The sequence below is a fragment of the Pseudomonas sp. GZD-222 genome (genome assembly GCF_049310525.1).
Classification (GTDB): domain Bacteria; phylum Pseudomonadota; class Gammaproteobacteria; order Pseudomonadales; family Pseudomonadaceae; genus Aquipseudomonas.
On record NZ_JBMOWO010000118.1, the window covers coordinates 22,488 to 35,310 of the forward strand.

General features: G+C 50.6%; 11 protein-coding genes and 1 pseudogene. 10 read left to right on the forward strand and 2 right to left on the reverse strand.

Features of this window, described 5'->3' with window-relative positions:
- The first annotated feature begins 1 nt into the window (after position 1).
- The 4 genes from ACO6VD_RS22725 (at position 2) to ACO6VD_RS22740 (ending at position 4,348) form a co-directional block, all read left to right on the forward strand.
- Positions 2 to 2,104 carry a hypothetical protein gene (locus ACO6VD_RS22725; protein WP_422422250.1) on the forward strand — a complete coding sequence of 701 codons (2,103 nt, stop codon included), beginning with the start codon at positions 2 to 4 and terminating at the stop codon, positions 2,102 to 2,104.
- Positions 2,101 to 2,619: a hypothetical protein gene (locus ACO6VD_RS22730; protein ID WP_422422251.1), complete on the forward strand. Its 519-nt coding sequence runs from the start codon at positions 2,101 to 2,103 to the stop codon at positions 2,617 to 2,619. Before ACO6VD_RS22725 ends, ACO6VD_RS22730 begins: the two co-directional genes overlap by 4 nt.
- A complete protein-coding gene (locus ACO6VD_RS22735; RefSeq protein ID WP_422422252.1) occupies positions 2,616 to 3,974 on the forward strand; it encodes a tyrosine-type recombinase/integrase in 1,359 nt (452 codons plus the stop codon). Before ACO6VD_RS22730 ends, ACO6VD_RS22735 begins: the two co-directional genes overlap by 4 nt.
- 110 nt (positions 3,975 to 4,084) lie before the next feature.
- Positions 4,085 to 4,348 carry a YebG family protein gene (locus tag ACO6VD_RS22740; RefSeq protein WP_422422253.1) on the forward strand — a complete coding sequence of 88 codons (264 nt, stop codon included), beginning with the start codon at positions 4,085 to 4,087 and terminating at the stop codon, positions 4,346 to 4,348.
- Positions 4,349 to 4,822: 474 nt separating this feature from the next.
- On the opposite strand, the gene ACO6VD_RS22745 is transcribed toward ACO6VD_RS22740, so the two are convergent.
- Complete coding sequence (locus tag ACO6VD_RS22745; protein ID WP_422422254.1) at positions 4,823 to 5,041, reverse strand: helix-turn-helix domain-containing protein; 219 nt, start codon at positions 5,039 to 5,041, stop codon at positions 4,823 to 4,825.
- 102 nt (positions 5,042 to 5,143) lie between these two features.
- Between ACO6VD_RS22745 and ACO6VD_RS22750 the strand changes: the two genes are divergently transcribed.
- The 6 genes and pseudogenes from ACO6VD_RS22750 (at position 5,144) to ACO6VD_RS22775 (ending at position 12,142) form a co-directional block, all read left to right on the forward strand.
- Positions 5,144 to 5,716 (forward strand): hypothetical protein, encoded by a 573-nt coding sequence (locus tag ACO6VD_RS22750; RefSeq protein WP_422422255.1) that lies wholly within the window; start codon positions 5,144 to 5,146, stop codon positions 5,714 to 5,716.
- Positions 5,713 to 7,098, forward strand: a complete 1,386-nt coding sequence (locus ACO6VD_RS22755) for a DEAD/DEAH box helicase (RefSeq protein ID WP_422422256.1) — start codon at positions 5,713 to 5,715, stop codon at positions 7,096 to 7,098. Before ACO6VD_RS22750 ends, ACO6VD_RS22755 begins: the two co-directional genes overlap by 4 nt.
- A gap of 86 nt (positions 7,099 to 7,184) precedes the next feature.
- Positions 7,185 to 7,362: pseudogene (locus ACO6VD_RS22760) on the forward strand (IS5/IS1182 family transposase); the annotation flags it as partial.
- 168 nt (positions 7,363 to 7,530) lie between these two features.
- Complete coding sequence (locus tag ACO6VD_RS22765; RefSeq protein WP_422422257.1) at positions 7,531 to 8,703, forward strand: AAA family ATPase; 1,173 nt, start codon at positions 7,531 to 7,533, stop codon at positions 8,701 to 8,703.
- On the forward strand, positions 8,700 to 10,910 hold the full coding sequence (locus ACO6VD_RS22770) for a S8 family peptidase (RefSeq protein ID WP_422422258.1): 2,211 nt from the start codon (positions 8,700 to 8,702) through the stop codon (positions 10,908 to 10,910). Before ACO6VD_RS22765 ends, ACO6VD_RS22770 begins: the two co-directional genes overlap by 4 nt.
- 74 nt (positions 10,911 to 10,984) lie before the next feature.
- Complete coding sequence (locus ACO6VD_RS22775) at positions 10,985 to 12,142, forward strand: S8 family peptidase (RefSeq protein ID WP_422422259.1); 1,158 nt, start codon at positions 10,985 to 10,987, stop codon at positions 12,140 to 12,142.
- Between the two features lie 250 nt (positions 12,143 to 12,392).
- Here the strand turns inward: ACO6VD_RS22775 and ACO6VD_RS22780 are convergent, their stop codons facing one another.
- Complete coding sequence (locus ACO6VD_RS22780; RefSeq protein WP_422422260.1) at positions 12,393 to 12,788, reverse strand: hypothetical protein; 396 nt, start codon at positions 12,786 to 12,788, stop codon at positions 12,393 to 12,395.
- Between the last annotated feature and the right edge of the window lie 35 nt (positions 12,789 to 12,823).

Here is a 12,823-nt window from a genome sequence, read left to right on the forward strand (position 1 = left end):
CATGGACAACTTGAACTCCCTCAAGGCAAGTCAAGATTTTCTCGATAGATTTTATCTCACAGGTCTTCAGCATCATCGAAGCGCCCCTTTCTTGAAAGATGATTTTGAAAGCGATGTATGGAAGCTCGAATTCGGACAATCATCTACGTTTGATATCAACTTCAACATATCAATAGGTGGCGTTCAGTTACCTGCTTGCTTGAATGGCAAACTCTGTGATTTCTTCAAAATGTGGATTTGCGCTGCCGGCACAAACTCAAACCCTACATGCACACTATCAAATTCAACAATGTTGGCAAAGGTTACTTACGCGACTACTGCAATTGATTGGCTACTTATAAACAATGATAGGTTTTTTATCCACAAGCATGGATTAAAACTAGTTGGCAACAATGATTTAAAAGTATTATTTGCACGCGGTTGCTCCTCACCTTACCTTTCAACAGTAGCGTACGATTGGCCCAGCAAGCTAACTTCATTTATAGTCGACCTACGCGACTCAACAACAACCTCCGAATTAGAAAGCATCCTAGATAGCTTTCCGGCATTGACTGAGTCACATATCGACTCTGGCGATGGCGACACTGAATTAAACCGCACGCTACAAGAGCAGTTCGCGTCCGAACAGGAAATGTTTCTTGCCCGAGCCGCGCTTTGGAAGGCGGGACTTTATAGACGTACCCGGCAATCACTTTTTAGCGTAGACACTCAGAAAATTTCACGTATTTTGTATAAAAATACACTGAGGGGTGTCAAAACTTATCCCGTCCCATCGGCCTTACCTGTGAGGCGACCAAACTTAAAATCACCCGAATATATCCGCGCACCTGTCAGCGGCAAGCACTCAAGCCTATCAACGCCACTCACAATTCAACTTCTAGCAACATTCGAAATAGTGAATCGCATAAATGACCGTTCATCTTTGCTACCCGCGCGCGGCATTGACATCCCAACAATTGAACAGTTAGAGCAGCATCTCGATTTTAGTAAGGCGGGGCGATTCACCTCGTTGCCTGTGGAACTGGTGTTAAGAAGCCTGAAGGACTCAATTGAATTTTACATCGATTATGGCGACGCGATAATTTCAAGCTATTTGAGCATGATGACGGCATTCATCCAGAAATCAGAAACGTTCAAATCAACAGCAAAATCACAACTTGATATCTCGAGCCATATTGATAGCAAGCTTTTAAGCTTCAATATTAAAGTATGGAATAAAATTCAAGGGCCTTCAGACAACCAGACTGTTGAACATTTTGAACGATTTAGATCACTTAGATCATCGCCTTCTCTTCATGAATTAATACAGGTCCTTTTCGGGGCGATTCAACTCACACTCGGTGCACTCCAGGCGCGGAGAGCCTCTGAGTTGAGAGCGCTGGCGTCCACAAAATGCTTGTCCTTTGACCAAAGATCACTGGAAACGATCAATAGAAAAACCGGCCTTTATGGGCATAATGTAAAAATTACTCGACCTATTCCTCAAATTGCAGCCGATATGTTACTTAGTCTCGAAAGGATGCAGCATTGCTTGTTCGAACTAGAACTCCTAAGAGAACACACTAACATCCTAGCCTGCCCAAATATTAATGCCAAGCTTGAACGTCTCACACACAATTCATTCGACTTTAAGCTTGATATGTTCTGTGATTACTTCGAGACAGAAAGAGACCCCAGCGGCAGGAGATATTATTTCCGGAACCACCAGCTCCGTCGATTTTTTGCCCAGGTCTTTTTTTGGCACTCTAATACTCCAGATTGCCTAGAAGTTCTCCGCTGGATTCTGGGCCACGGAGATAGCGAGATGGTCTATCACTACATTACAGAAAGTACTCCTGGTCAAGTGCTTCGAGAGGTTAAGGCAGAATGGGGAGCGCAGATGCTTCGCTCAGCCCCTGAAAAAGTAAGCGATCTCGCAGAGTACGTTCTCAAAAAATACAATATTTCAGATTTCGCTATTCTGCCTGAAGATCAACTTGAGGAATATCTGTATTACTGCCTTTCAAATCACTCAATCGAAGTGGAACCTGAATTCCTTACCACGCATGATGGCGATTCCTATAGGATCACGGTAACAGTTCTAGACAAAGGCAAGCACCAATGAAGTCTAATTCTGCCGGAAAATCAGTTCGCGCACTAGCTGCTCTTCTTGAGTCAATAGTCGAAAACCCTAGCAATCACCTTAACAACCATGGACTCAGGTTATCACTAATAAGCCAAGGTGCCATATGCAGATTCGAGTCATTAGAACTCGGCATCCATAAAGTCTCACTCAATACTTTCAAGCGGCATTGCGCAGAATTTATACCCGGGGGTTTTGGATATTTTGATGAACTCAGAACCAAGGCAAATATCTCGCTTAAAAAAACCTCAGCACACGGATTGAAGAAACGAAAAACCCAACAAGAGTTGATTGCTCAGCTAAGACAAGAGAATACGCAATTAAACTTGGATCTGCTGGCATTGACAAAATTGCTACGCATTTCGATGAACCAGACCCGATCATTTGTCGACCTTTGTAGTGATGAGGTTGCGTCGAAACTCTACGTAAAAGAGTCTCGCGAACTACTGGACATGCTCTCCGTTGTGGGTTCGTTGCAGGGTCGGGCGGCGCCATGAAACTATATAAGCAAACTGCTGCTGAACAAAAGCTCCCATTCGCAGTTAGGCCAGATCATTCAATCATCGTCACCGAAGCCGACAATATACCAACACTGCGCTGGTCAAATGGTGCCTGGTGCGTTGAAGCAAACATGTGGATTCTTGAATTGTATGATCGTGGACTATCAAGAAGCGACAGAGGTGGGACACTGCTCTCGTACGCTACAAATATCAGCCATCTAATTAGATACTGCGAAGCTCAAAACACTAAGTTCTTAGATATAACGGATTTACAGTTTAATTTTTTTGTGAGAACCCTGTTTGGAGAACGCAGACAAGACGGCATGAAGCCTAGAACTCAGAATACAGTTGTCAACATCTCTCGAAACTGTATTGACTTTATAGCGTTTCTAGCAGAAGAGTTTCATTTAGATCCGCGGCTGTCAATTCGCACCATTGAAAAAATCAGCATCGGCCCCAACGGCAAGAAAACTATGCGTAGAGGAAAGACACATTCAGCCATCCCGATGCCAAGCAGAATTGAAGAACGCTTTCCTGTTAACTTGGAGACCATAAAACGGTTGCGCTTAGCAGCTGCAGCCGATATCAAATCTTCATCATACGTTAAAGCACGTAGGCGAGTGATGTTACGCTGCATGGAGATGTTAGGGGCGAGACGCACGGAGATAAGCCTACTGAAAGTTAACGATATCTATTCGGCATTGAAAAATGGGTATTTGCGTGTTGCGACATTAAAGAGAAGGGACAAAACCGGCACCCTTGATTCTTCTTTTGAAAAAATCTCCAAAAGAGAAATCCCTATATCGAGAACAGATGCGAAACTGCTCGCTGATTTCGTCACTTATTCAAGGGCGCCGCTCGCCAAAAAACTGAACGTCACACATGACTACTTGTTTTTGAACGAGAACACTGGCGAGCGATTAACTCCTAATACTTTCACCTCTGAAGTGAGAAAAATCGCAAAACTGGCTGGAGTGTTAGAGACAGTCAGCCCTCATCTTTTCCGTCATCGATTCATCACAAAAATCTTTGTAGCTGAAATTCTAAAAGTAAAAGCAGACAGCTTAGGGGACTTCAACAGAGCCATCCTAGACACTGAATTCCTCAAGCGGAAGGTCCAAGAATTGACGGGACATCGATCACCTGAGTCCCTGGATCGCTACATTCATATCGCTTGGGATGAAGCGATGGGATTAACCAATGCATTACCAAAAATACAAACACATATTGAGATTGATTCAATACGTGAGCAGGCGGTGAGTCTCTTAGCGACACTTGCGAATGAAGGGTCTCCCTCTCGAGAGACCAAAGCTCTTTTAGACCTACTGACCTCTTTCGAAGCACTTTTATAAAATAGCTTCTTAAAAGCGCCGTGGATGCAGCGAGGATCATATCTCCCATGTATAATCGACTATGCGCGCTTACAAAAAATGCGTGATCTCACGACACATGAGGGCCAAACATGGCTGTAGAAGTTCTGTACCGTAGCACACGAGACCTGGAGACTACCTTTTTGGATAAAAAACTCGCCGATGCGCATGACCAAATGCTTGAGCTCAGCGAGGTTTTGACCCAACTCCTCATGAAAAATGTTCCTGGCATTTCGGAGAATATAGCCGAGGAAGCCAGTATCTTCATGGCAAAAAATCGCACTATTTTTGCTGCTGCTTTCAAAAGCAACATTGCAGCACTCGACGAATTGGCTAATACGAATCAAGGCATATAGTAAGGAAAATAGTATAACCGGTTCCAACATTTCGCAGAGTGAAGGAACGACATGCCCTCATCACTGAAGCTAACTTGGTATTGTCTTCGGTGTGATAGGCACAAAGGTTGGGCGATGGACAGCGGTAAGTCTGAGCGAGATCAAATCTGTGGGGAAGCAATCATCAAGTTGATTACACGCGAATATCCTGGCTTTTGTTTTGTACGATAGCAAACTAGATATTCATGCATCCTTGAGCTCTCTCCGAGGAACCACTCTGATGTAGGCAGCATTAGATGCAGCCTCTCTCATCCAGCACTACCGCTCCAAGCTTAATTGGCACCCACGCTGGGCTGCTAGACGGTGCTTTGCGGCTGTAGAACCCTCACAGACTTTACGTGCAAACCAGTTTTCAACCGTTAACTACCGTGGTTAGCAGGTATAGAAAGTGGTTTGCAGAGAGGAGCAGCAAAGAGCCTGCCCTTAACGTCCCTACTATCGAGACAGCCGTGGTAAAAGCGTGTAAGGCTGGCACTTGAGCTGGACTGCAATCCGGTACAGCTTCTCGACGGTGAGATTCACCTCACCTCTTTCGACCCGGCCCATGTAGCTACGATCAATCCCACAAGCGTGAGCTAGAGCGTCTTGGGATAGCCCAATGGTGATTCTCCTCTCGCGGATTTTCTGCCCGAGATCCTTTGCCAGCGCCTGCATAACCGCCTCAATCGATCAAGGCGGAACTATCCGTCGTTTACCACGCGCTAGGCGACGGATTATAATCCGCATTTTGTCCGTTTCTGCTTCACTGGTGCCTGTATGAACCCCGCTACATTCAAACTAGACAGGCGTGTCTTCGAGCTGCTCAAGGATGGAGATTTCCAGCGATTCACGATTCGTAGCCTGCGGGACGCCTATGCCCGCCAGCTTCACGGGATGATTAGTGATGTAGAGCTTTGGCGCTTTATTTACGATCAAGTCCACCGGCTCAAGCGCGTGGGCTGGGTGCAGCAAGACCCCGAGCGCCGGAGGCGTGATCAGGTTTTCCACGTTCTGGAGAAACCCAATGGCCTCATTGTTTCTCTAGTCCAGCATCGTCTCTACACCCCCCTCAATGAGCCGCAGAGAGAGGAAAATGAGAAGAGTGTCCCTCCGAAGGTGCTTTCAGAACGGAGTTCAACACAACGGCTAGAGTCGCTTGCAAAAGAGATTCGCTTAGACATGCTCACCGCCCTGGGCGAAGCCGAGCGATACAAGCAATTGTTCACTGAGATGCCTGCCCTACGTGCACGAGTAGAGGATGACTACATTGAGGCGAGAGATCGCAGCTCGCGCTTGCTCGGCCATCTACGAGCAATAGAGAACACCTTGAAGATGCTGGTGGCTGCATGACGACATTGCGGGTGTGGCAGGATTCTTGTGTGTCTGCAGCGCTGGATCACTACCAGGTTTCCTCCCATTTTTTCTGCCAAGCTACACCTGGCTCCGGTAAAAGCAGGATGGCGGCTGAGATCGCAAGCCGCTTGCTGCAAGCTGGCCTGATCGATCTTGTACTTTGCTTTGCACCATCCTGTCAGGTCGTCGACGGACTGCAGAGGACATTCTCCGCGGTACTAGGCCGTCCTTTTGACGGGCGGCTAGGGTCGCTCGGTATCGCTTCGACCTACCAGGCAATGGATCACCACGAAGCCTCATTTTGGCAATTGGTTGAGGATTACAGGGTTCTCGCGGTTTTCGATGAGATTCACCATTGCGCCGGGCACGATCCGCTTTTGAGCAATACTTGGGGACAAATCATTCTCCAACGTCTACAGGATCAGGCGGCGTTCACCCTAGCACTCTCGGGCACACCGTGGAGGTCCGATGACAAAGCAATCGCCTTGGCTCGGTATTCAGATCCCGAAGGGCGACTGGTCTGTGACTTCCGTTACGGGCTTAAAGACGCGATCGCAGACGGAGTTTGCCGCTCTCCACGCATCGTAGTGATCGACAATAGCGCGGTCAGACTCACTGAGCTAGCTGGCGACTCGCCCATTGCTACCGTCTACTCAAGCGTCGCTCAGCTATTGAACGAGTCGCCGGTGACCTTCGAGGACCTACTTACTCACCATGAAGTTGTGGATAAGGTCTTGGACTTGGGCCGCTGCCGGCTAGACGAGATCCGCCGCGAAATTCCTGATGCTGGGGGGTTAGTGGTTGCGACGCACATTCGTCACGCCAACCAAATCGCGGCAGTGCTCAGGACGCGAGGTGAAGAGTGCGTAGTGGTTACTACACGAACACCTGGTGCTCAGCAGATCATCAATGATTTCCGAGCAGGGCTAGGAAAGTGGATCGTCGCTGTAGGAATGATCAGCGAAGGAACCGACATTCCTCGGCTACAGGTGTGCTGTTATCTGAGCCGTATACGAACCGAATTGCATTTCCGCCAGGTCTTGGGACGAGTGCTCAGACGCACCGGGAGCGAAGATGGCCAGGCATGGCTCTATGTGCTCGCCGAAGCTTCCTTGCTGCAGTTCTCGCAACGGGTCGCAGAGGATTTGCCCAATGATCTAGCTGTGCTGGATTACGCTCAATTTATACGCATAGACGGTGATTGCCCAGCGCCTACTTGTGAAACCGATTATGAGGAGCTCGCCGGCTCACTTGAGCTTCAAATGGACCGCACGCCGGCGCGGGCGGACGAGCTCATTGAAGGCGATCTAGAGATGGAAAGCCTATTCCGAATGGAGCTTTCTTCGGGATTCAGGACAGAAATTCTTTCTGTTTACTGAACGGAAGGTAGCGATCTCATTTACCAAAGTGTCACTAACAGAGGCCTGTCAAAACCCAGGCGTTGAGTGTTCCTGAGGAGCTGCCATTGATCGACTCAACCGCAGTACGCGCAACCCGAGCCTCATCTGGCGCTCGGAAAAAAGAGGCCTGACGAGACTGCCGATTAAGCTCTAGGCCGCGGTCGCGGCAGCTCGACAACCAAAATCCGCATGCTCTGCGATGTCAACGGAACGCCGTTGTGCTTCCTCCTCTCTGGCGGTCAGCCAGTGACATCAGCTATCCCCAGTATGCGGTGCCATCGCCTTCCGCTGGTCAGCTAAGCCCTGAACCATCATCCACAGTTCCTTCACCAGGGGACGAATAGAAAACCTCATGCTATGATCTAGTCCACAGCACTAAGTGCTATAGCCCTTTAGAATCATAGCGTTTACATGACAATGGACGAATTCACCAAAGTAAAATCAGATTTAGTCCAGGTCGCCAGACTGGCTCTCAGTGAGAAAACAGAGGACGTCCGGCTCTTTGTTGCGCGCCTCGTTAGGCAATATCGAGGCGCGCAACCCGAGCTGGCGGAGCAGCTCGATAAGTATCTGCGGACCATCGCTCCTGGCGGAAATGCTCCCTACATGCGCAGAGAAGCTCCAACCAAAATTGAAGAGGCCACCCTACCGATCGACAACGAGTCTCGGCTATCTCTTCTGAAGGTTTTCGATGACGGACCTGACTATCCCGCGCCGTTGCTGGATGACATGGTCAAGCACTCTCTCGCTCAACTGATCAAAGAGAGAAAGCAGACCAAGAAGCTGACGGCGCTTGGGTTACAGCCAACCAAATCCTCAGTGTTCGTAGGCGCTCCTGGTGTAGGTAAAACAATCACAGCTCGCTGGATCGCTGCGCAGTTGGGGGTACCTCTCTTCGTGCTGGATCTGACGGCCGTGATGAGTAGCCTGTTAGGCAAGAGTGGCGCCAACCTGAGGGCTGCACTCGACTATGCCAAGCGCGTGCCGTCGGTGCTGTTTCTCGATGAGATCGATGCCATCGCTAAGCGTCGCAGTGACGACAGTGACGTTGGCGAACTGAAGCGCTTGGTCACCGTCATTCTCCAGGAGGTAGATGATTGGCCTGCAACTGGACTGCTGTTGGCTGCGACCAACCATCCAGAGCTCATCGACCCTGCGCTATGGAGACGCTTTGACCTCATAGTTGAGTTCAAGGCACCTGACGCAGAAGCAGTAGGCATAGCCATAAAGCGGTTCCTCGGCCCAGATTTCCCTACGTTCGAGAAGTGGACTGGAGTCCTTTCGTACGCACTGCAGAATCAGTCTTTCAGCGATATTGAGAGAGAAATGCAACGCTTCCGCCGAGCGCTCGCTCTGGGCACCGCCGGCTCGGAGAAACTGATCGAGGAGCTCGTACGCCAAAGGACTCCTCACCTGGAGCGAGCTGAGCAGATCGAGTTTGCGGTAATGCTAGACAGCGATACTTCGCTTTCTCAGCGAGCTATTCACGATATTACCGGCGTGAGCCGGGACACGATTCGCAAGCACAGAAATGCAGCACCAAACGCTGTTAAGCGATCAACACGGACGAGTACTACTGCATGAGCCAAACGAATTTTCTGATCGGTCGGGGCGAGCTTTTAACACAGAGCATTAAAGGCGTTGGTAGGAAGATAGAAAAGGCTGACGCCTACACCTTCGAGCAAGCGCGCGAGCGCCTAACAGAGCAGGCAGATAGCGCAGCTCTTGCGCTGGATAGCCTCTCTTCCTCCGCTTGTCCGCAGGATTTCGGAGTGGCTCGTCTCGTACTGAATCCCAGCTATATCGCGAAATCTTTCTTCCCTGCCAATATGCTGCGTTCGGTTGGGTTGGAGTCGATTGGGAGCCGTAAGGTACGCGTTACTCCGGAAAGCTGGACTCGCAAGGTAGCTCCTAGAGAGACTCCGACCACAGAAATTTTCGTCGCAGGCAAACGAAAAGCGTTTAGGGCATTCAGCGATTGGATGAATAGCGTTGAGGTTGACTCGGACGAAGCGACTGAACTGACGCGCATTGAGAATATCTCTGCATTCGAGCCAAGTGAGCGAGTGGTCAACCCTGGCACAGAGCACGACAGGTACTTCGAATGCGGTATCCACATGCTCCCCGATCAGGACAGCAGCTTCATCCAGAATGCTTTCGTCGATTTTGCGAAAGCACGAGAGCTTACCGTCCATACCGAGCTTGGCTTTGAGGTCGGTAATCTGTGGTTCGTACCCGTAGAAGGGGCGCAACAAGCCGCGCTCGAGCTTTCGGAGTTTGTTTTCGTTCGCGTCATCCGGCCCGTTCCCAAAATGCGTGGTCTCTTGCCGACTACCAAGCGGAGTGGTCCGTCCGTCGGATGTACATTGCCAACGCAACCTCCACTCTCCTCAGATCCGCGGGTGGCGATTCTCGACGCCGGCCTCCCAGAAGACCACGCAATAGGAAAATGGCTGCGTAGCTATCGGGTGCTTGATGAGAACGCTAGCGATGACCCCGAAGGACCAGAGCACGGCCTGGCCGCTACTTCGGCTTTTCTGTTCGGCCCGATTGAGCCTGAGGGACAAGCGGCTCGACCTTACTCCTTCGTCGATCACCTTCGGGTTTTAGATGAAGGCGCTAGTCTGGAAAACCCTCTGGAGCTCTACCGAACGCTCGGTCATATCGAAGAGGTACTGCTGTCCCGCCAGTATGAATTCATCAACCTCAGCGTGGGTCCGGATGTGGCCATCGAGGATGATGACGTGCATGCATGGACGTCGGTGATCGACAATCTGCTCAGTGATGGCAACACCTTCATGACCATAGCCGCCGGCAACAACGGCACAAGGGACTCGATCGTTCAACTGGACCGCGTGCAGGTTCCATCGGACTGTGTCAACGCTGTGACCGTTGGCGCAGCTAACTGCACAAGCGAGGCCTGGGCGCGCGCCTCCTATAGCGCTCGCGGACCTGGCCGGAGCCCTGGCGTCATCAAACCTGACCTCATGGCATTTGGAGGCGGCAAGCAGTACTTCCATGCATTGACTCCAGGCAAAAAGCCGACTCTAGTTCCACTGCTGGGGACCAGCTTCGCGGCTCCAAACATGTTGCGCTCTGCAGTGGGTATACGCGCCGTCCTTGGTCAGGAGCTATCTCCTTTGGCGATCAAAGCTTTACTGATCCACTCAGCAGATCAGAATGGCCATGAATCGGTAGACGTGGGATGGGGAAAGATCCCTGAAGACCTAATTGAGGTAATCACGTGCCCATCGGGTGTTGCCCGCATCGTTTACCAAGGTGAACTCAAGCCCGGCAAATACATCCGTGCCCCCATCCCACTACCTGAGGCTCAGTTGACAGGGAAGGTGAAGGTGACGGCTACCTTTTCTTTCGCTTCGACTACAGACCCTCAGGACTCAGCCTCCTACACTCGTGCTGGGCTCGAGGTTACCTTCAGACCGAACAAGGACAAGGTGAAAGAAGGTAAAGCGAACGCCAAGACGAAGTCATTTTTCGAGAAAAAGAAATTCGCCACCGAAGATGAGCTTCGCTCCGACGCCGGGAAGTGGGAAACCGTCCTTCATGACTCAAAAAATATGTACGGGTCCAGCTTGAAGGATGCAGCTTTCGACATCCACTACAACGCTAGGGCCAAGGGTGGTACAGCCGACAAAGCTGAGAAAATTCGGTATGCGCTGATTGTGACTGTTCACGCACCGAAGCATCCAGATCTTTTCACCGACATTCTTGAGGCGTATTCCGCTCTGGTAGAGATCCAGCCGCAAGTCACCCTGCCTGTACGTCTCTGACAGCTGTTCTCGTCCGGGCCAAAAGGCCCGGGCGTCGACTGGCGGCTTTCGATTTTTACCCTAAGGATATGCGAATGGAAAACTACATTGTCCTGAGACGTCCCAAGACCTCGACAAACTCTCTAAAGCGGGCAGCAAACCCTTTGAGCAGCAACATGCTTACCGTGGAACGCCTGCCTATCCAAGCAGTGGCTGATCTGGCGCGGGACCCCGAAGTTTTAGCGGTTACCCAACCGATGGCTACCGCCTTGGTCCGTCCAGTACCAAGCTCAGCACCAGTCCCGGCAACTGGTGACGCTTGGGGAATTGGAACGGTTCAGGCTGATCAATCACCGTACACTGGTGCGGGCGTTACAGTGGCAGTGCTGGATACAGGCATTGATCGATCGCATCCGGCGTTTGCAGGGATGAATATCATAGAAAGTGATTTCACCGAGGAAGGTAACGGTGACTTGGACGGTCATGGTACTCATTGCGCTGGAACCATTTTCGGCCAGGACGTAAATGGTCGACGAATCGGCGTAGCTAGAGGCGTCAGCCAGGCTTTGATCGGTAAAGTGATAGGCCAGCACAATGCGAACTCCGACATCCTTTTCCGCGGTCTGCAGTGGGCCGCACAAGAGCGCGCGAACATCATTTCCATGTCCCTGGGCTTCGACTTTCCTGGCGAGGTTGAACGGAAGGTTCAAGCCGGCTGGCCAGTAGACCTGGCGACATCACAAGCTCTGGAAATCTACCGCGGAAACCTCCGCCTGCTCGACTCACTCATGGCCATGTTCAAGGCTCAAGCGGCCTTCAATGCTGCCCCCTTAGTCATCGCAGCAGCAGGCAACGAAAGCCGCCGCTCTGTAAATCGTGATTACAAAATTGCAGCGTCGCTGCCAGCTGCGGCCGACGGAGTGATTTCCGTAGGAGCTGCTGGAATTTCTGGCCCGCTGTATGAAATCGCGGATTTCTCGAACAGCTTTCCGCATGTCACCGCTCCAGGCGTCGATGTGCTTTCTGCCTGGCCCGGAGGGACGCTTCATTCGATTGGAGGTACGAGCATGGCTTGCCCTCACGTCGCCGGAGTTGCTGCTCTCTGGTGGGAACGGCTTCGCGAGGCTCGAGCCCCCCAGCTCGCTCAAACTGTCTCTGCTCATCTGACGGCACAAGCGCGTCGAGATTGCTTCACCTTAGGTTTCGACTCGAGCGATTTTGGTCACGGCTTGGTAACCGCGCCCCTGGCGTAGGGCGAAGTCACCGCCCTCCCAATGAATACAGTTGATTCGAGAAACGCAAAAGGCCTATCCATGGGGTGCCACCCTCACGTCCCACAGTCACAATCAGCATAAAACGTGCCCCCCCCCTGCCAAGTCGATCAACCTCAAGGGCAATGCCGCAACACGGGTCCACAGATCTCATCCGCAGGTTTAAGTAGAAAGGTGCCGCGAGTCAGCCCCGATGTCAGCCAAGTCTCCACTAACAAACCAGCTATAGGCACTACCCGCTAGAAAGCTTGAAACCTGTCGTTTGCTCGCCTGAGCTCTCATTGATTTTTTTCCAGTAAATGTTGTCGCTTAGTTTATATCCACCAAGATATGTTTCAATATTAAGAGTACACTCTGACGCATACTCCTCAAGCACCTTCTGAAGCTCTGACATGGCTTGATAAACGTCTATGCATGAGAAGGTTAGCTGGTGCATTTTAAAGACACCCTCAATAAAAACATTTACTAACAGCGACTCTTCTTGCCGGATGAGCAATAACTTTAAGCAGCTACTTTCGAGGAGGCTAAGGCGCTTGACCCTAGGGGACCTACCGCACCTTAAACAAATAAAATTATTTCCAGAGTCAAATAAAAAAACGTCATTAATCAAGAAAATATCAATATCCATTATAACTCCTGGACTGACGAGTCGTTATAGATGCC